At 71.7% G+C, this 19,235-nt stretch carries 15 protein-coding genes and 1 tRNA gene; 9 read left to right on the top strand and 7 right to left on the bottom strand.

Annotation, left to right across the window (positions count from 1 at the left end; translation table 11 throughout):
- The first annotated feature begins 11 nt into the window (after nt 1-11).
- Nucleotides 12-1,385 (top strand): hypothetical protein, encoded by a 1,374-nt coding sequence (locus tag ACF09K_RS10180; protein WP_392242165.1) that lies wholly within the window; start codon nt 12-14, stop codon nt 1,383-1,385.
- Here the strand turns inward: ACF09K_RS10180 and ACF09K_RS10175 are convergent.
- On the bottom strand, nt 1,349-3,043 hold the full coding sequence (locus tag ACF09K_RS10175; protein ID WP_392242163.1) for a serine/threonine-protein kinase: 1,695 nt from the start codon (nt 3,041-3,043) through the stop codon (nt 1,349-1,351). The genes ACF09K_RS10180 and ACF09K_RS10175 overlap by 37 nt on opposite strands.
- A gap of 201 nt (nt 3,044-3,244) precedes the next feature.
- Entirely contained in the window at nt 3,245-3,793 is a 549-nt protein-coding gene (locus ACF09K_RS10170; protein WP_392242161.1) for a helix-turn-helix domain-containing protein, read from the bottom strand.
- Between the two features lie 183 nt (nt 3,794-3,976).
- On the opposite strand from ACF09K_RS10170, the gene ACF09K_RS10165 reads away from it, so the two are divergent.
- A tRNA-Ala gene (locus tag ACF09K_RS10165) sits at nt 3,977-4,049 on the top strand.
- A gap of 222 nt (nt 4,050-4,271) precedes the next feature.
- On the opposite strand, the gene ACF09K_RS10160 is transcribed toward ACF09K_RS10165, so the two are convergent.
- From ACF09K_RS10160 to ACF09K_RS10150, 3 genes are all read right to left on the bottom strand, one after another.
- Nucleotides 4,272-7,754: a M28 family peptidase gene (locus ACF09K_RS10160; RefSeq protein ID WP_392242442.1), complete on the bottom strand. Its 3,483-nt coding sequence runs from the start codon at nt 7,752-7,754 to the stop codon at nt 4,272-4,274.
- A 597-nt stretch (nt 7,755-8,351) separates the two neighbouring features.
- On the bottom strand, nt 8,352-9,794 hold the full coding sequence (locus tag ACF09K_RS10155) for a helix-turn-helix domain-containing protein (RefSeq protein WP_392242159.1): 1,443 nt from the start codon (nt 9,792-9,794) through the stop codon (nt 8,352-8,354).
- Nucleotides 9,795-10,064: 270 nt separating this feature from the next.
- Complete coding sequence (locus tag ACF09K_RS10150) at nt 10,065-10,766, bottom strand: DUF5324 family protein (RefSeq protein ID WP_392242158.1); 702 nt, start codon at nt 10,764-10,766, stop codon at nt 10,065-10,067.
- A gap of 333 nt (nt 10,767-11,099) precedes the next feature.
- Here ACF09K_RS10150 and ACF09K_RS10145 point away from each other — a divergent pair, with 333 nt between their 5' ends.
- Nucleotides 11,100-11,627, top strand: a complete 528-nt coding sequence (locus ACF09K_RS10145) for a peptidylprolyl isomerase (protein ID WP_392242157.1) — start codon at nt 11,100-11,102, stop codon at nt 11,625-11,627.
- A 158-nt stretch (nt 11,628-11,785) separates the two neighbouring features.
- Nucleotides 11,786-12,676, top strand: a complete 891-nt coding sequence (locus ACF09K_RS10140) for a rhomboid family intramembrane serine protease (RefSeq protein ID WP_392242155.1) — start codon at nt 11,786-11,788, stop codon at nt 12,674-12,676.
- A gap of 255 nt (nt 12,677-12,931) precedes the next feature.
- Here ACF09K_RS10140 and crgA read toward each other — a convergent pair whose 3' ends face one another.
- Nucleotides 12,932-13,186 carry a cell division protein CrgA gene (gene crgA / locus ACF09K_RS10135; protein ID WP_392242153.1) on the bottom strand — a complete coding sequence of 85 codons (255 nt, stop codon included), beginning with the start codon at nt 13,184-13,186 and terminating at the stop codon, nt 12,932-12,934.
- 141 nt (nt 13,187-13,327) lie between these two features.
- Between crgA and ACF09K_RS10130 the strand changes: the two genes are divergently transcribed.
- The 5 genes from ACF09K_RS10130 to ACF09K_RS10110 all read left to right on the top strand — a co-directional run bounded on the left by ACF09K_RS10130 (nt 13,328) and on the right by ACF09K_RS10110 (nt 17,080).
- The gene (locus ACF09K_RS10130; protein WP_392242152.1) at nt 13,328-14,116 is read left to right on the top strand and encodes a DUF881 domain-containing protein; all 789 of its coding nucleotides are present in this window, start codon (nt 13,328-13,330) and stop codon (nt 14,114-14,116) included.
- A gap of 330 nt (nt 14,117-14,446) precedes the next feature.
- Nucleotides 14,447-14,644, top strand: coding sequence for a hypothetical protein (locus ACF09K_RS10125; RefSeq protein WP_366058307.1), 198 nt, complete (start codon nt 14,447-14,449; stop codon nt 14,642-14,644).
- Nucleotides 14,641-15,279, top strand: a complete 639-nt coding sequence (locus ACF09K_RS10120; protein ID WP_392242150.1) for an aminodeoxychorismate/anthranilate synthase component II — start codon at nt 14,641-14,643, stop codon at nt 15,277-15,279. The genes ACF09K_RS10125 and ACF09K_RS10120 overlap by 4 nt, the downstream gene beginning before the upstream one ends.
- Nucleotides 15,198-16,301 (top strand): class E sortase, encoded by a 1,104-nt coding sequence (locus tag ACF09K_RS10115; RefSeq protein ID WP_392242440.1) that lies wholly within the window; start codon nt 15,198-15,200, stop codon nt 16,299-16,301. The genes ACF09K_RS10120 and ACF09K_RS10115 overlap by 82 nt, the downstream gene beginning before the upstream one ends.
- Nucleotides 16,302-16,330: 29 nt before the next feature.
- Nucleotides 16,331-17,080, top strand: coding sequence for a class E sortase (locus ACF09K_RS10110; RefSeq protein ID WP_392242148.1), 750 nt, complete (start codon nt 16,331-16,333; stop codon nt 17,078-17,080).
- Between the two features lie 106 nt (nt 17,081-17,186).
- On the opposite strand, the gene pknB is transcribed toward ACF09K_RS10110, so the two are convergent.
- Nucleotides 17,187-19,172, bottom strand: coding sequence for a Stk1 family PASTA domain-containing Ser/Thr kinase (gene pknB, locus ACF09K_RS10105; protein ID WP_392242146.1), 1,986 nt, complete (start codon nt 19,170-19,172; stop codon nt 17,187-17,189).
- Between the last annotated feature and the right edge of the window lie 63 nt (nt 19,173-19,235).

Genomic DNA, 19,235 nt, shown 5'->3' with positions numbered 1-19,235 from the left:
GGGGGCGTGTGATGGGCCGGCGTACGGGGTGGACGAGCGCACTGCGCGAGACCGTGGTGCGGTCGGCCGTCGGGCGGGGCGTGGCCGTGGCGGTGGCGTTCTGCGTGGCCTCGGCAGGACTGCCGGGGACCGTGGCCCGGGCCGCGGGTGCGGCGGACGTACCCGCCTACGCCTTCGACCGGGACGCCCGGGGCGTCACCGCCGCCGACGGCACCGCCGACGCCGTACGCCTGGAGCCGGGCACCACGTACCGCAGTGCCCTCGGGGGGAGCGGGAAGGCCTACTACCGGCTGGAGCTCGACGACGCCTCGAACGCGTACGTCTCCGTCACGGCCGTCCCGCGCGCAGGCGCCGCGCTCGCCAGCGGTGACGGCGTCAAGGTCTCCGTGCGGAACGCCGACGGCAGCAGCTGCTCCTTCGACACCGTGACCGTGGGCGCGTCCCGGGACCCGCACCCGGTCACCGCCTGGGGGGCGCGCGAGATCCTGGCGGGCAAGGGTTTGTGTCAGGAGGCCGGCACCTACTTCCTCGTGGTCGAGCGCACCGAGACCGGCACCGGGGCCGGGCAGCCCTGGGAGCTGGAACTGGCGCCCGTGTCCGAGCCGCCGTCGGCCGGCGGCGCCGGTGCGACGAGCGTGCCCGAGGTGTGGGACTCCGCCACGCCCGCGCCCCTCGCCGCGGACCCCGTCGACCGCCCGGGCGGCGGCGGCTTCTCCGGCGCGACCGCCGTGGGGCAGGGTGTCTGGCGGGACGAGATCGTCCCCGGACAGACCCTCTACTACAAGGTGCCGGTCGACTGGGGGCAGCAGCTGTACGCCGCCGTCGACCTGGGGAGCGCGGGCACGGGCTCCGGATTCGTGGTGCCCGCCCTCGACCTGACGGCCTACAACCCGGTGCGCGCCGAGGTCGCCGGCGCGAGCATCGGCTACGGGGGCACCCGGAAGTCGGCTTCCCTGCCCCCGCTGCCGCCGGTCCGCCACGTCAACCGGTACGCCCCCACGGACCCGGCACGGAGCCTGCGGTTCGCGGGTTTCCACTACCTCGCCGTGTACCTCTCGGGACACGTCGCCGAACGCTTCGGTGAGGGGCCCTACGGCGTGGAGCTGCGCGTCCGGATCGGCGGGACCGCACAGGCCGGACCGGGCTACGAGGGCCGGTCGGTGCCGGGCGGTCTCTTCGAGACCGGCGCGCGGAGCGGGCAGGGCGCCTCGGCCGACGGCCGAGGCGGTGCCGGTGCCGGGGCCGGCGGCGCGATGACGGCGGTCGCCGTGGGCGGCATCGGTACGGGCAGCGCGCTGCTGCTGGTGCTCGGGGTGTGGACGGTGACGGCGAGGCGCCGCGCCTCCGCTCAGATCCGGGCCAGCGCCCAGAACCCGACGGCGTAGCAGGCCAGGGCCAGCAGCAGGAGGGGCAGCGCGACCCTGGCGGGCGGCCCGGGGCGCCGGGTCGCCTTCACGCGGCGGTGACCACGGCGGCGGACGGGCTCCCGCGGTCCCGGAGCAGGGCCTGCGGGGGGCGGAACCCGTGGGTCCTGAGCGGTGTAGGAAGCGGTGGAGGTGTCGGCGCGCCGGGCGGACGGGGGCCGCGGAGGCAGCACGAAGGTGGACTCGCTCGGGGCGCCGCGCAGGGGGGCGTGCCCGGAGCCCGTGCCCGTGCCCGTGCCCGGGTGCGGGGGTGGGGATGGGGGCGGCGGCAGGGGGAAGCTGCCGGTGTCCGACGGGGAGTGGACGGGGCCGGTGGAGGAGGCGTCACGCCGTTGACGTGGATCGCCGGCGTCGAGGACGTGCGGGGGAGCGTCCGCTGCCGGGAAGCCTCCCCCTCCCGGTCCGCCGGGCAGACCAGACGAATCGGGCGGGCCGGACGGGCCGGACGGGGGTGGTACGGCGTCGTCGGCGCCTCTCCCGTGCGGTACGGCGCCCGCGGCCGGCCCCGGTCCGGCCTGCGGCACGGGCGGCCACCGCGGCGGCATCGGCGGCGGTGCGGCGGGGGGACCGGGGAGCGGTGCGGCGGGTGGGGCCGGAGTCCCGGACGGGACGGAACCCGTGCCCGGCCACGCCGGCAGGGGATCCGGGCCCGGTCCGCCGGGAGCGGACCCCATGGCGTCCCGCCGTGCGGGCGTCCGCCCGGGGGACGAGGAGGTTCCCGCGACTCCCGGCGCCGGTTTCGAGGGGCCCTGGGGCCCGAAGCCCTCCGGCAGTGGTCCGAGCTGGTCGAAGATCTCGATCTGCTCGTCGTCCGGACCGGGCTCGGGAAGCAGTTCGGCGGCCGCGGCCAGTGCCTTGCGCGCCCCCGTCGCGGTGCGGAAGCGGGCCTCGGGGTCCGGTTGCAGCAGCGTGGCCACGACCTGCCACAACGGATCGGGGACTCCCTTGGGCGCGCCCGGGGTTCCGTGCTCCGCGAAGTACTGGAGGAGGGCCTTGGCGTCCGGCTTGGCGCCTTCGAGGAGGTACAGGGCGACGAGGCCGACGGCGAAGAGGTCGGCGGGGAAGTCGGGGTCGGCGCCCATCATCTGCTCGGGGGCGAGGTAACCGGGTGTGCCCACCACGAGGTTGGTCTCGGTCAGGCGTGGCTCGCCCAGCCGCATCGCGATGCCGAAGTCGGACAGCCGCAGCCGTGGGCGGGCCGTCCCGGTGGCCTCCAGCAGGATGTTGGCGGGCTTGATGTCACGGTGGACGACGCCCTCGGCGTGGACGGCGGAGAGCCCGGACAGCAGCTGGTCGAGGAGGGTGCAGACGAAGGGCGCAGGCAGCGGACCGTAGTCGCCCACGAGGTGGACCAGGGAACCGCCGGTGACCAGGTCCATGGTGAACAGGACCTTGTCGTCGTCCGCGGCCCAGCTGGCGGGGGCGAGGACGTGGGGATGGTCGATGCGCAGCGCCTGCTCGCGGACGAAGCGGAGCAGCGCGTGGGCGTCGCTCTGCTGGAGCACCTTGGCGGCGACGTAACGGCGGCGGCGATGGTCCCAGGCGCGCCAGACGGCGCCGACCCCTCCGCGGCCGATCGGGTCGGCGAGTTCGTACCGTGCGGCGAAGACCTCACCCATGGTGGTGCGTCGCTCCTCCCCCGTCGGGATTCCCCTGCTGTCCCCTCGCTACCCCGGTGACGAGCGGTACGACCCCCGTGGCCCGTCACGATCCGGCTCGCGTCCTCCCCCGGCGAAGAACGCCGTTCCCGCGCCCCTCGCGGTCCCCCGCTGTGCCGTCGGCCCGGTCGCCGAACCCCCTTCGGTCACCGGGCCCGGTGCTCAGCTCTGGTGGGACTGGTAGTGCGCCACGGCGTCCGAGGTGCGGCCGGCACCGTAGACCCTGAGGAACTCCGCCAGTTCCGGGTGGGTCGGGGCGAGGGTGTCGGCCGCGTCGATGATGTCGCCGGCGGCGGCCACCGAGCGCAGCAGCGACTGGATCTCGCGGACGACCCGCTTGACGGTGGGCGCCCCCGAACCGCTCGTCGTCTGCGTGGTGTTGCTGAGCACCGATCCCCCTTGCGACCGCTTGATCTCGTCCATGCGCTCGGTCGCCTCGGCGGCGCTGACGCTGCCGTCCGCGACCTGGGCGGCCAGTTCCTGCAACAGCTGCACCCGCTGTACGACCGCCGGGTTGCCGATCTTCGCCCGCTGCCCGCTCATCAGCTGGGACAGCATCGGCGCCGACAGCCCCAGCACCCCCGCGAGACGAGCCTGGTTGAGGCCGAGGTCGTCTATGAGCTTGCGGAAGAGCGCCCCCAGCGGCTCCCCGTACCAGTTCCGCTGCAGTTCCCGCGCTCTCGCGGTGGCTTCCTGCTGTGCGGCGTCCATGTGCGTCTCCCCATCGCTTCCCCAAGAAACCGCGGTTCGCTGTCGCGAACCACGCCGAGCATCTTACGGAGAGTGGTCATCCCCGGGGACCCCCATCTTTTTGCGAGATACGGGGGGTGACCCGGTACTCTTGTCGTCGGCGCCCGCCGGGATCGTCTCCTCCGGCCGGACGCTTCCCCATGAGGGGCCTTAGCTCAGTTGGTAGAGCGCTGTCTTTGCATGGCAGATGTCAGGGGTTCGACTCCCCTAGGCTCCACTCGTGACATGCCCTCCGCCCCGTGGAAACACGGGACGGAGGGCATTTTCGCGGGTACGCCGCGGGTCTGTGCGCGCACCACGGCCGGCCGGGCGGCGCCCCTTCCCGGCACGGCGGCGGCTCCCAGGACCTCGGGCAGGTCCTGGGAGCCGGTGTCGCGCACGGGCCCGGATCGACGGCGGTCGTCCGCCCCGGATCGGGCCCCGCGCTCGGACCGGGCGGTCAGCTTCCCTGGAGCGTCACGTCGTCGACGACGAAGCTGGTCTGCAGGGACGAGTCCTCGGAGGCCGTGAAGGTCACCATGACCTGCTGCCCGGCGTAGGAGCTCAGGTCGACGGACTGCTGGAGGTAGCCGCTCGCGGCGTCGGCGTTGGACCTGGTGGCGAGCGTGGTGCCGTTCACCTGCACGCGGAACACGTCGTAGGCCGTGGAGCCGGCTTCGTCGGTGTCGATGTGCAGGTGGTAGGTGAGCGTGGCCTTGGTGCAGCCCTTCGGGACGGTCACCGACTGGTTGATCGTCTCGGTCCTGCTGCTGCCGTAGCCGCCGAGCCACGCGAACCGGGTGCCGGTGCGCGCCGACTGGCCGCTCTGGGCGCCGATGGTGCCGGTGTCGCCCGTCCACGGCGACGTGCCGTTCTCGAACCCGCCGTTGACGATCTTCTGGCCGGTGTCGCAGGAGCCGGAACCGTTGACGGTCAGCGTGTACGTCGTCGTGTGGGTGGCCGATGACCCGGTGCCGGTGATGGTGAGCGTGTACACGCCGGGTGCGGTGGACGCCGTCGTGGCGACGGTCATGGTCGAGCTGCCGCCGGAGGTGACGGACGACGGTGCGAAGCTCACGGTGACGCCCGCGGGGGCGTTCGCCGCGGACAGCCGGACCGTCTGCGCCGAGCCGCCGGTGGTGCCGGTGGCGACGGTGGCCGTGGCGGAGGCGCCCGGGTCCACCGTGCCCGAGGAGGGGGCGGCCGAGAGGGAGAAGTCGTCGACGGGGGTTCCGGTGCCGACCGCCTGCTTCCACAGGGTGTAGGCGATGCCGTCGGACGCGCGGTCGAGGCCGGTGTCGTTGACGTTGGCGGTGGTGTCGCAGGACGAGTGGTAGCACGGGTCGTACGAACGTCCCGCCGTGCCGCCCCACTTGGTGGCCTGCGCCGAGGTCTTGGTGGCGCTCGCGCCCATCGCGTAGCCGGAGGTCGCGATGCCGTACTGCTCGAAGGAGTAGTCGTCACTGCGGCCGGCGCCCTCGGTGTTCTCCTCGGGGGCCAGGTTCAGGGAGTCCCAGTACGCCTTCATCGGCGCGGCGGCGGCCGAGGTGATGTGGTTGATGAAGTAGCCGCCGTTGGTGGAGGCGATCATGTCGAAGTTGTAGTACGCCTTGATCTGCGACCTCTGGGTGGCGGTCAGGGTCCTGGCGTAGAAGTCGGATCCGTTGAGACCCTGCTCCTCGTCCGTCCACCAGCCGAACCTGACCCGGTTGAGCATGGTGGGGTTCTGCTGCGCGAGCGTCAGCGCGGTCTCCAGCAGGGCCGCGGATCCGGAGCCGTTGTCGTTGATGCCGGGGCCCGCGGAGACGCTGTCCAGGTGGGCGCCGAACAGGTAGACCTTGGTCGCGTCGCCCTTGGGCCATTCCGCGATCAGGTTCGCGCCCGCGCCGCTCGTGCAGCCGGAGGTGCAGGCCTGCTCGGTGACGGTGTAGCCGGCCGCCTGGAGCTTGCCCTTCACGTAGGCGAGCGACTGGGTGTAACCGGCGCCGGTGGCCCTGCGGGTGCCGCCGTTGCGGTCCGCGATCGCCTGGAACTCCGTCAGGTGCGCCTTGACCTTGGCGACGTCGATGTCGGGGGCCCCGGTGCCGGGGGTGCTCCCGCCGACGGTCAGGGTGTACTGCGCGGTGTGGTCGGCCTGGGTGCCGTCACCCTGGACGGTGAGGGTGTACGTCCCCGGTGCCGTGGAGGAGGCGGTGGACACCGTCATGGTGGCGCTGCCGCCCGAGGTCACCGACGAGGGGCTGAAGGAGACGGAGACGCCGGCCGGCGCTCCGGTCGCCGACAGGGCGACGGACTGGCCGCTTCCGCTGGTCACGGTCGTGGAGACGGTCGTCGTGGCCGAGCCGCCCGGCTGCACGGTGGCCGAGGCGGGGCCGACGGCCAGGGAGTAGTCGGAGACCGGCGTGCCGGTGCACGTGGGGTCGGCCGACTGCGCGGGCACGCTGACCGCGTCCCAGGCGGCCTTGGTCCTGTTGAACAGGCCGCAGGTCGCGTCGAGGTTCCTGGCCGCGGTGAGGGTCGCGGTGCGGTACCGCTTGTGGGTCATGCCGCTGGTCTTCAGCAGCATGCCGCCGTAGAAGATCTTTCCGGCGTTCTGGACGCCGACGCCGGTGAGCGTGGTGTTGTTGCAGGTGGGGCTGGCCGGCTTGCCGCCTCCGGGGTTGCTGCCCTCGGCCAGCAGGTAGAACCAGTGGTTCAGCGGGCCGGCGGCGGCGTGCACCTCGGTGGTCGGGATCGACGACGAGTAGCAGTTGGGGTCGCCGATCTTGGACGGGTCGTACATGTAGCGGATCGGGCCGCTGCCGACGAGGTCGATCATCTCGCCGACCTCGTAGTCGCCCGGTGTGTCGTAGGGCGCGGGCTGGTTGGCGTAGGCCTCGGTCAGCGCGCCGAAGATGTCGCCGGTGGCCTCGCCGAGGCCGTTCTCGTTGTTGGCGCCGCCCGGTGTGTACTGGTCGATGCCGTGTCCGTATTCGTGGGCGACGACGTCCATGGAGGCGATCCACTTGTTCGCCTGGTTGTGGCCGATGGTGACCCTGGTTCCGTTCCAGGTGGCGTTGACGTCGTTCAGGCCGACCCTGGTCGGCCAGCTGCCGCCGTTGCCGTCGTGGCCGTTGCGGCCGAGCCAGGCACCGAGCATGTCCCACTGCTTCTGCGCGCCGTACAGGGCGTCGACGCAGCCGGTCTCCTTGCTGCTCGCGCTGCCGGTGCCCCAGTTGTCGTCCGGGCCGCTGAACACCGCGCCGGTGCTGTAGTCGGAGCAGCTCAGTCCGGGCCGGGTGGGGTCGCTGAGCTGGTAGCCGCCGCCCGACTGGCCGGTGGTGATCGACAGCGGGCTGGGGCCGTTCCACTCGCTGGTGCCGTTGCCCTCGCGCACGTCGTCGTACGCGTCGAGGACCTTGCCGGTGCGGGCGTCGACGAAGACGTGGAGCCGGCTCTCGTGGGTGTCGGCGGAGGCCGCGGAGCCGGTGACGACGGTCTCCCAGGCGAGTCGCGCCGTGTCGTCCTGGATCTTGATCACGAGGCGCTGCGACTCGGTCCGGTCGGCCTTCGCCAGCTTCGCCCGGCTGGTCCGCGCCGCGGCGGCCGCGCCGACCTCGGCCCGGGTGCCGGCCGAGATCCTGACGTCGGAGGCGCTGTGCGCGGCGCGGACCCTGCCCTCGCCGTCCGCGAGGACGACGGCGTCGCCGCCGACGACGGGCAGGCCGCGGTAGGTCCGCTCGTACGCCACCGAGTACAGCCCCTTGAGCCAGGGCGTCACCATGCGGCGGTCGTAGCGTTCGTCGGGCCCCTTGGCCAGGGCGTCGAACCCGCTGGCGGTGGCCTTGTCCGCGGCGGCTGTCGCACGGTCGACGGGTGTGGGTTTCGGTTTCGCGGCGGCCCGGGAGGGGGGTGCCGCGTGAGCGGCGGACGCGGTGGGCAGGGCCACCGTTCCCAGGGCCATGGCCAGGGAGAGGCCGGCCACGGCAAGTCTTCGGTTCACCGGTGCTCCTTGCAGAGGGTGTGGTGGGGAGGCGTGCTGGTTCCGGCGGCGGACGCCGAGAAACACCCAGGCCGTGAACACCACTTGGTGGCACCGAACGCAGAGGGGGAGGGCATGGAGCGTGCCCTCGGGAGGAGCGGTGGGTGGTCATGTTCATGCCTGGGCGGCAGAACACTCACACCACCCGTCCGCGCGGTCAACGGAGTTCGGCCGCCGGACGGCCCCTTGTCAAAGAGCGGCAAACAGCGACCGATAACCGCACACCCCCGAGGGGCGGTTCTCCGGCAGCCGTGGTCCGCCCTGCCGGACGGGCTCCGGACCACGAACACGGCCGGTCGCGCGACGCCTCGGACTCAGGCCCGCGATGCTCAGGTCGGCGGCGTTCCGGGCATCGGTTTTCCAGGACCGCGATACTCAGGTCCGCGATGCTTCAGGTCCGTGATGCTTCAGGTCCGCGATGCTTCAGGCCTCGATGTTCCTGGCTCGCGATGCTCAGGCCCCGATGTTCCTGGCCCGTGATGCTCAGGCCGCGACGCTCCAGGCCGGCGGCGCCTCGGCTCAGACCTGTGGGACTTCCGCGGCGGCCCTCAGCCGCTCCTCGAACTCACGCACCTCGCGCAACCCGCCCCAGGTCGCGGAGAGCCGGGACCGCAGCCCCTCCAGCTCCTGCGAGATCGTCCGCCTCCCGGCCGACGCCGCCTGCTCCACCACCGCCCCCGCCGGCTCCAGTGCGGCGTCCAGGTCGCCCGCACAGACACGGCAGTCCGCGAGTCGCACGGTCAGCAGCAGCCGTGTCGGCAGCATTCCGTCCGGCATCTGCCCCAGTGCCCGTTCGGCGGAGCGGGCCGCGCTGCGGGCGGTCGCCCGGTCGCCCGTGACCGCTGCCAGGTCCCGCAGCCCGCCGGCCACCGTGGCCTCCATCCGCAACTGCCCCTGCCCGGCCGCCAGCCAGGGCGCTTCCTCGAGGTCCCGCCCGTCCAGCCGGTCCAGACCCCTGCGGCTCAGATCCACCTGCCGTCTGCTCTCCGCCCCGTCACCGAGCGCCGCATGACCGCGGACCTGGTACATGTGCGACAACGTCGTGATCCAGCCGCGCCGTCCGTCGAGCGCGCCTATGGCCTGCGCGTACGACAGTGAGGAGGCGCCGTCGCCGTCGAGCCTGGCCAGCGTGCACAGATCGGTCATCAGCGTCGTCCGCACCCCGAGGTCGCCGCCCGCCCCCGCCCAGCGCAGCCCGTGACCGACCCACGCCATCGCGAGTGCGCCCTGCCCCCGGTGCATCCGCAGCCGGCCGGCGAGCTGGGCGAAGCGAGCGGCGAGCCGGAGCTGGACCGCGGGAGACCGTCCCGCCGCGTCGACCGCCCCGGCCCAGGCGGCGAGGCCGGCCAGCACGTGCTCGGCCATGCCGAGCAGCGTGGTCGACGTCGTGTGCACGGCGACCCGTTCGCACCCGCCCAGCAGAGCGACCAGGGCGTGGACCAGTCCGGGCTCCGCCGCGTCCGGCGCGGCGTCCCCGCACGCCGCTCGCATCAGGCCCAGCAGCACCGGCAGGTCTCCGAAGGCCGGCACCTCGCAGCTGTCCTCCCCGTGCAGCGGGCACGCGCCCGGAGGCAGCAGGTCCGGCCAGATGCCTCCCAGGGGCGCCGGGACCGGCCCCTGCCACGCGCCGCCCGGCAGGGGCGGGAAGAAGCCGACGCCCAGGCGTTCCTGCCGTACCCGTTCCGGGTGCGGCGCGGGCGGCGCGACGAGGGGTGACAGCACGCCGTCCGCCTCGAGGATCCGTTCCAGGTCGTCCACCGCACCGGGGGCGGGCTCGCGGGTACCGCTCTCCCACCTGCTGATCAGACTGTGGTGGTAGCCGACCCGCCGGCCGAGCTGTCGCTGGGTCAGTCCCCTCCGCCGGCGGAGGTGCTTCAACTGCTGCCCGAACTCCGCCCACGGTGCCGCCGTGGCGCCACCCGCGCCGCCGGATCCTCCCGGGTGCGCTTCGCTCACCGACATGGCCGCTCCTCTCGGGGCCGACGTGTCGCCGGGGGCCGCGCCGCGATGATAGGTGCCGAGGGCGTGGCGGGGAACGGCTGTCCGAAAGGATTCGGTCCCAGCAGGGAGGCACCCACGTCGCGAAGAGCCCCTCCGACCGGTGACCACCGGTCGGAGGGGCTCTTCGCGTGCGGATGTCCACCTGACCCCCTCCGGCCTCAACGGGCTGAGCCGGAGGGGCGTTTCACGTGAAACGCGAGGGGGACGGGGCGGGCGCCGAGGAGTCGGATCTCAGCCGCGGTCCTCGCGGTTCGATGTCTCGTCGTCCTCCTTCGCCTGCACCTCGGGGTCGAGGGCCGAGGCGTCGGTGCTGCCGTCGACCGACGTCAGGCCGCCCGCGGCGGGTACCTCGGTGGCGGCGGGGGGCTCGACCAGCCAGTCGGGGTTGGCCTGCTTGTCCCACCACTTCCAGACGGCGAAGGCGCCTCCGGCCACGACACCGGCCACCGCCAGTGCCCTGGCGAGCTTGCCCGCCTTGGCCCGGCGGCGATGCTTGCGCACCAGCTTCTCGATGTCCTTCGGAGTCACCTGACCGCGCAGGGCGGCCAGCGCGGCGGCGCTGCGGGCGGCGGCCTCGCTCTTCACGGGACCGGCCGCGGCCACCGCCTGTTCGATCTTCGGCCGGGAGTAGTCGGCGGCCTGCCGTGCGGCCAGGCGCGTCCGGCAGGCCGCTTCATGGGCGGCCTGGTCGACCTTCGGCGGGACATGCGCCAACGCCTGCTCCAAGCGGGGCGCCACTAGGGCGTCGTACTGGACGCGGGCCTGTTCGGCGGCCTGCGACACCTTGGGCGCGAGCCGTACGCGGGCCTCGTGCGCGTAGAGCGCGGCCCTCTCCTTGGCCGTGTCGGCGTAGGGCGCCACCACTTCCGCGGCGTGCAGCACGCTGTCCTTCGCCGAACCGGTCGCGGCGCGCACGCTGTCGATGCGGGTCACGGGTTCCTCCTCCTCGGTGGCGTACGGTATTTCGACTTTCCACCCTTTTACGGATCATGCCTGCCGAGGGCCTTCGAGGCATGCGCGGACGGGCATACGGGTGCCGGACGCCCGAGTTGTCCTGGTCAGATCCACGAGCGGACGAATACGGGGCAACGGGGACATGTCGTCGACAATGCCACGGATCGGCCCGCCTTGCCCCCGACCCGGGCGGGTCCGGCGCTTTTCCGTGCGGGAAGTGGACGGTTCCCGCGCACGGGGCGGCACCGGGCGACGGACCGCCGCGGGCGTGCGAGGATCGGCGGGTCACACGAAGACGACGGAAGGCAGACCGTGGCCGAGCAGCTCCACGCCACCCTGAAGACCAACCACGGCGACATCGTGGTCCGGCTGTTCCCGGACCATGCGCCCAAGACGGTCAAGAACTTCGTCGACCTCGCCACCGGGGGCCGGGAGTGGACCCACCCCGCCACCGGCGAGAAGTCCTCGGCCAGGCTCTACGACGGCACGGTCTTCCACCGGGTGATCAGCGGATTCATGATCCAGGGCGGTGACCCGCTGGGCAACGGCACCGGTGGGCCCGGCTACCAGTTCGAGGACGAGTTCCACCCGGACCTGCGCTTCGACCGGCCGTATCTGCTGGCGATGGCCAACGCCGGCCCGGGCACCAACGGCTCGCAGTTCTTCATCACCGTCTCCCCGACGGCCTGGCTGACCCGCAAGCACAGCATCTTCGGCGAGGTCACCGACCCGGCGAGCCAGAAGGTCGTCGACGCGATCGCGGGCATCCAGACCAACCCGCGCACCGACCGCCCGCTGAAGGACGTCGTCATCGAGTCGGTCGTCGTCGAGAAGCGGTAGCCCCGATCCACGCTTGAGCGCCCGGCGCCGCACGGCACGGTCCGGCGCCGTGCGACCCCGGGCCGGTCGGCGCCGGCGCCGCGTGGGAACCATTTGCCCCGCTCGTCCGTATGGACGGTCGGGGCACAGCCTTGTTCACGACGACATCGGGGGAGCCCATGGATCAGGCGCCAGGCAGCACGCCGGACGGCGCGCAGAGCGGTCTGCCGGTCTGCTACCGGCACGCGGGCCGCGAGACCGGCGTGCGCTGCACCCGCTGTGAGCGCCCGATCTGCCCCGAGTGCATGGTGAGCGCCTCCGTCGGCTTCCAGTGCCCGGAGTGCGTGCGCAACGGCTCCGGTACGGGACACGCGCCGGACGCGAACCGGCCCCGCACCCTGGCGGGCGGGACCGTCGCGGCCGACCCGCGGCTGCTCACGAAGATCCTGATCGGGATCAACCTGGCGGTCTTCCTCGCCGTCCAGGTGCGGTCGTCGTTGCTGGGCGACCTGGTACTCGTCGGCCAGTGGCCTCCAGCGCCGTTCGGCGCCACCCAGGGGGTTTCCGAGGGGGAGTGGTACCGGCTCCTCACCTCGATGTTCACGCACGAGGCCATCTGGCACATCGCCTTCAACATGCTGAGCCTGTGGTGGCTCGGCGGCCCGTTGGAAGAGGCCTTGGGGCGTGTCCGCTACCTGGCCCTCTATCTGCTCTCCGGACTGGCGGGCAGCGCCCTGACCTATCTGCTGGCCTCACCGGGCAGCGGTTCGCTCGGTGCCTCCGGCGCCGTCTTCGGGCTTTTCGGTGCCACCGCTGTGCTGATGCGCCGCATGCGTCAGGACATGCGGCCGATCATCGCGCTGTTGGTGATCAACCTGATCTTCACCTTCGGGTGGAGCAACATCGCCTGGCAGGCCCACATCGGCGGCCTGGTGGCGGGCGTGGTCATCGGGTTCGCCATGGTCCACGCCCCGCGCGATCGCCGTTCCCTCGTGCAGTACGGCACCTGCACCCTCGTGCTGGCCGCGATCGTGGTCGTCACGCTCCTGAGGACGGCCCAGCTCACCTGAGCGCGTCCCGGGCCCGCGTTGTCCACAGCGTGTGCCCGATCTTGTGCACACGGTGCGGAAACCACTGCGCCCCCTGTCGTCGACCGGCTTTTCCACAGGTCAGACAGGGGGCGAACAGATTTTCGGTTACTGGCCGTTCATCGCACCGGCGTCAACATCCGCAGAGTTATCCACAGATGGTCATTCTTTTTCCCCACTGTGGAAAAGGGCTGTGGATAACTCGGTGGACATCCCTGGGCAGAGCAGCTCCGCGGGCTACTTCCACTGGGTGGAGACACCGAAGCCGGCGGCGATGAAGCCGAAGCCGACCACGATGTTCCAGTTGCCCAGGGCGTCGAGGGGCAGCGATCCGTCGGTCACGTAGAACACGACGATCCAGGCGAGCCCGATGAGGAACATGGCCAGCATCACCGGCGCGACCCAGGCACGGCTGTTGAGCTTGAGGGCGGTCGCCTGCTTCGCGGGCGGCGGCGTGTAGTCGGCCTTCTTGCGGATACGTGACTTCGGCACGAGGGTCTCTCCTGTCGATGCGCTGCGTGGCCGCGCAGGGTACTGGGTCGGGATCGGGGCGGCGTACAAGGGGACACTGACCGCTCCCCCGGGCGTCCGTTAGCGTAGTGCTTCTACGGCGCCGAAGGAGATAAGGGTACGTTGAGCAATTCTGCCGACTTCCCCGGGACGGGTTCAACGGGCTCCGCTCCCGGCCGCCGTCCGCGCCTGCGGCCGGTCCGTGTGCTCACCGCCGGCGTCTTCGCCCTCGCGGGGCTCATCTTCTTCACCAGCTTCGACACCGCCAAGGGCACCGACATCCGTACGGACGCCTCGCTGCTGAAGCTGTCCGACCTCATCCAGGAGCGCAGTCACAAGAACGGCGAGCTGGACGAGTCCAACGCGGCCCTGCGCGACGAGGTCGAGTCCCTGGCCGAGGCCGACGACGGCAGCACCCTGGCCGAGGACGAGAAACTGGCCCGGCTCGAGGACGCCGCGGGCACCCGGAAGGTCAAGGGCCGGGCGGTCACAGTCACGCTCGACGACGCCCCGCCGAACGCCACCGCCAAGCTCCCCGGCTACCCGGAGCCCCAGCCCGACTACCTGGTCATCCACCAGCAGGACCTCCAGGCCGTGGTGAACGCCCTGTGGCAGGGCGGCGCCGAGGGCATCAAGGTCATGGACCAGCGGCTGATCTCCACCAGCGCGGTGCGCTGTGTGGGCAACACCCTGATCCTCCAGGGCCGCGTCTACTCCCCGCCGTACAGGATCCAGGCGGTCGGGGACCCCGAGAAGCTCCAGCAGGCGCTCGCGGACTCCCCGGCGATCCAGAACTACATGGTGTACGTCAACGTCTACGGGCTCGGCTGGAAGGTCACCGAGGACGGCACGGTGACCCTGCCCGGCTACTCGGGCACGGTCGACCTGCACCACGCGGAGCCGGTGGAGTAGCCGGACCGGCCGCCTCCTCCGAGCCGCCGGTGCGCGTGCTCGCGAGGGCCGGGCGAACGCCGTGCGAACGCCCTACGGACCCCGTACGGGGAGCCGTGCGAAAAGCCGTGCGAAACAGTGCCCCGGACATCGAGGGGATCGCCCCCGGGACACGTATGTCCGGGTGGACGCGTCCCGGCCGTCCGCCCGACGCCGGCGACCTGCGATCCCGCGGGGGGCCGGGCACGGGTCGCGGCCACCGGCCGACCGGCCGGGCGCGCCCGGACTCCCCACAGCCTGTGGAGGCAGGCGGAGCGCGGGCCCCGCGCCGCTAGTCTGGTGACGTACGGCGTGAGTCTGGTGCCGTGGTGCGACGGAAGGGACGGCATGTACGGCTGGATCTGGCGGCATCTGCCGGGAAACGCGTTGGTGAAGGCGCTGATCTCGATCGTGCTGGTTCTGGCCGTGGTGTATGCCCTCTTCCAATACGTCTTCCCGTGGGCCGAACCGCTGCTTCCCTTCAACGATGTGACGGTGGACAACCAGTGAGCGCGCGCATTCTCGTCGTCGACAACTACGACAGCTTCGTCTTCAACCTGGTCCAGTACCTGTACCAGCTGGGTGCCGAGTGCGAGGTCCTGCGCAACGACGAGGTGTCGACGGCACACGCCCAGGACGGCTTCGACGGCGTCCTGCTGTCGCCGGGCCCCGGCACCCCGGAGGGGGCCGGCGTCTGCGTGGACATGGTCCGCCATTGCGCGGACACCGGCGTGCCCGTCTTCGGCGTCTGCCTGGGCATGCAGTCGATGCAGGTGGCGTACGGCGGGGTGGTGGGCCGGGCGCCGGAGCTGCTGCACGGCAAGACCTCGCTGGTGGAACACGGTGGCAAGGGCGTCTTCGCCGGTCTGCCCTCGCCCTTCACGGCGACCCGCTACCACTCGCTCGCGGCCGAGCCGGCGACGGTCCCGGCCGAGCTGGAGGTCACGGCCCGCACCCGGGACGGCATCGTCATGGGGCTGCGGCACCGTGAACTGCCCGTCGAGGGAGTGCAGTTCCACCCGGAGTCGGTGCTCACCGAGCACGGGCACCTGATGCTGGCCAACTGGCTGGTGGAGTGCGGCGACCAGGGTGCCGTGGCGAGGTCGGCGGGGCTCGCCCCGGTGGTGGGCAGGGCCACGGCGTGACCGCAGTGCGCCCCGAGCGCGAGGATCTGTACGGCGGTACGCCGTACGAGCCTCCCATCGACGAGGAGACGGTGGCGCTGCGGATGCCGCAGTCGCCCGCGTCCGTGTTCGGCGGCGCTTCCCTGTCCGCTCCTGGGGCCTCGACGGCCCCTCCTGTCACGGGAACCCCGGCGGGAGGCCGTGCGGCCCGCAGGAAGGCAGCCAAGGGCCGCCACGGGCGCCACGGGGTCCACGGTGACCACGACAGCCAGGGCGGCCCTGGTGGCGCTGGAGGCACCGAGGGTCCGTCGGGAACGGCGGCGCGGCCCCTCTCACGGGTGGAGGCCCGGCGGCAGGCGCGGGCGCGCAAGCCGAGCGCGGCCGTCGTCGCCAGCCGGGCGGTGGGTGAGGTGTTCATCACCACCGGCGTGCTGATGCTCCTCTTCGTCACCTACCAGCTGTGGTGGACGAACGTCCGGGCGCACGCGCAGGCGGACCGGGAGGCCAGCAGCCTCCAGGACGACTGGGCGAGCGGCAGGCGCAACCCCGGGGCCTTCTCGCCGGGGCAGGGTTTCGCCATCCTGCACATCCCGAAGCTGGACGTGGTGGTGCCGATCGCCGAGGGCATCAGCAACAAGAAGGTGCTCGACAAGGGCATGGTCGGGCACTACGGCGAGGACCCGCTGAAGACGGCCATGCCCGACGCGAAGACCGGCAACTTCGGGCTCGCCGGCCACCGCAACACGCACGGCGAGCCGTTCCGGTACATCAACAGGCTCCAGCCCGGCGACCCGATCGTGGTCGAGACGCAGGACGAGTACTACGTCTACAAGATGGCGTCGCTGCTCCCGGTGACCCCGCCGAGCAACGTGAGCGTGCTGCAGCCCGTACCGCCGGAATCCGGATTCACCGGGCCGGGCCGGTACATCACGCTGACGACGTGCACGCCGGAGTTCACCAGCAAGTACCGGCTGATCGTCTGGGGCAAGATGGTCGAGGAACGGCCGCGCAGCAAGGGCAAGCCGGATGCGCTCGTCGAGTAGGCGTGCAGTCGAGTAGGGGCAGAGTGAACGTGGCAGCGACCACCGGCGACACCGAGCACGAAGAGCACAGCGGCACGCGGGGCGCCGCCGCCCCGCCCCCGCGGCGCGGCGGACGGATCGCGCGGGCGGTCGGCGTCTTCGGTGAACTCCTCATCACGGCCGGGCTGGTGCTCGGCCTGTTCGTCGTCTACTCCCTGTGGTGGACCAACGTGGTCGCCGACCGCAAGGCCGGCCGTCAGGGCGACAAGGTCCGCGACACCTGGGCGCAGGAGGCCGGTCCGGGCGCGCTCGACACCAAGGAGGGCATCGGTTTCCTGCACGTGCCCGCCATGGGCGACGGCGAGGTCCTGGTCGAGAAGGGCACCACGTCGAAGATCCTCAACGACGGCGTCGCCGGCTACTACACCGACCCCGTCAAGGCCACGCTCCCGACCAGCGGCAAGGACGGCAACTTCACCCTCGCCGCCCACCGCGACGGCCACGGCGCCAAGTTCCACGACATCGACAAGCTCGACGTGGGCGACCCGATCGTCTTCGAGACCAGGGACGACTGGTACGTCTACAAGGTGTACGCCGTCCTCCCCGAGACCTCGAAGTACAACGTCGAGGTCCTCGGCGCGGTCCCGGAGGAGTCCGGGAAGAAGAAGGCCGGCAAGTACATCACCCTGACCACCTGCACCCCCGTCTACACGAGCCGCTACCGGTACGTGGTGTGGGGCGAACTGGACCGCGTGGAGAAGGTGGACGCGCAGCGGACGCGGCCGAAGGAGCTGCGCTGACCTCCTCGGCCGGTCCGGTCGGGTACGGGTGAAGGCCTCGGGCCCTGCCGGACGAATGGTCGTCCGGCAGGGCCCGAGGCCTTCGTGCGCTGGAGGGGCGTGGCGGCTATCCGGAGATCCCGCCGAGGAAGCCGCCCCCTCCGTCGTTGCCTCCGTTGCCCCCGCCGCCGATGGTGATCAGGTTGACCGTCTGGCCCTTGTTCACCGTGCTGCCCGGGGCCGGGTCGGAGTTGACGACGGTGGCGTTGTCGTCGTTGACGGTGACGTTGCCGACGTTCAGGCCCGCGTCCTGGAGCGCCTTCTTGGCGTCCTTCAGCTTCATGCCCTGGAGGTTGCCCGGCACCTGCGTCTGCTGGTTCTCGGGGGCCTTGCCGATCTGGATCTGGACCTGGGAGCCCTTGGTGGCCTTCGAATTGGCCGACGGCGTGGTCGAGATGACCTTGCCGACCAGGTTCGGGTCCTGGGTCTCGACCTCGGTGCAGTTGCCGGTCAGGTTGTTGGCCTGCATCTGGGCCTTGGCCTGGTCACAGCTCTGGTTGAGGACGTCGGGGACGGTCGCCTTGTCCTCCGCCTTGGCGATGACGAGGGTGACCTTGGAGCCCTTCTCGACCTCGGAACCCAGCTTCGGGTCCTGGTCCAGGACGGTGCCGGGCTCCTCCGTGGAGATCTCGTTCTTGGTCTCGACGACCAGCTGGTACTGGTCGCCCTCGAGGATCGACTTGGCGTCCTCGAGGCTCTTGCCGAGGACACTGGGCACGGCGACCTTCGGCGCGCCCGTGGACACCACCAGGTCGACGGCGGACTGCTTGTCGACCTCGGTCTTGGGCGCGGGGTTCTGCTCGCAGATGTTGCCCTTGGCCTGGTTCTCGCAGGGCTTCTGCGTGACGGTCCCGACCTTGAGGTCGCTGTTGGTCAGTTGCTGGGTGGCCTCGGCCTGGGTCTTCCCGATGAGGGTGGGCACGGGCACCGTGTCGTTGCCCGCGCCGTCACCGCTGAAGATCCATTTCCCGATCAGGATCGCGCCCACGAGGACCAGCACGGCGGCGACGACCAGCAGGATCGTCGAGGTGTTGGACTTCTTCTGGCGGCGCCGGTCGGGACGGTCGTCGTAGCCGAAACCGCCGTCGTCCGGGTTCATCGGGGGCAGCATCGACGTGGCGCCGCCGTCCCCGGAGCGCAGCGCGGTGGTCGGCTGGTCGTTCGGGTAGCCGCCGTAGCCGACCGAACCCATGGCCGCCGTGGCCGCGACGGGCTGGCCGTCGAGGCAGGCCTCGATGTCGGCGCGCATCTCGTCGGCGGACTGGTAGCGGTAGTCGGGGTCCTTGACGAGCGCCTTCAACACGATCGCGTCCATCTCGGGCGTGATCTCGGGGTCGAAGACGCTGGGCGGCTGGGGCTCCTCGCGGACGTGCTGGTAGGCGACCGCGACCGGGGAGTCGCCGACGAACGGCGGCCGCACGGTGAGCAGTTCGTACAGCAGGCAGCCCGTGGAGTACAGGTCGGAACGGGCGTCGACCTGCTCGCCCTTGGCCTGCTCCGGGGAGAGGTACTGGGCGGTGCCGATCACGGCCGAGGTCTGCGTCATCGTCATGCCGGAGTCGCCCATGGCGCGGGCGATGCCGAAGTCCATGACCTTGACCTGGCCGTTGCGCGTCAGCATGACGTTCGCCGGCTTGATGTCGCGGTGCACGATGCCGGCGCGGTGCGAGTACTCCAGGGCCTGGAGGATGCCGATGGTCATCTCCAGCGTCCGCTCCGGCAGCAGCTTGCGGCCGGAGTGGAGCAGTTCGCGGAGCGTGGAGCCGTCGACGTACTCCATGACGATGTACGGGATCGAGACCCCGTCGATGTAGTCCTCGCCCGTGTCGTAGACCGCGACGATCGCAGGGTGGTTGAGCGAGGCGGCCGACTGGGCCTCCCGGCGGAACCGGGCCTGGAAGGAAGGGTCGCGCGCGAGGTCCACGCGCAGCGTCTTCACCGCCACGGTGCGGCCGAGGCGGATGTCATGCGCGAGGTAGACCTCGGCCATGCCACCACGGCCGAGCACGTGGCCCAGCTCGTACCGGCCGCCGAGGCGACGCGGCTCTTCCATAGCTACCTACCAGCCCTCTCCGTCGGTCCCGACCGGCACACGTGTGCGGTCGGCTGCTGCCGC

This window comes from Streptomyces sp. NPDC014882 (assembly GCF_043081325.1).
Classification (GTDB): domain Bacteria; phylum Actinomycetota; class Actinomycetes; order Streptomycetales; family Streptomycetaceae; genus Streptomyces.
This window is presented reverse-complemented; position numbering and strand designations above follow the sequence as displayed.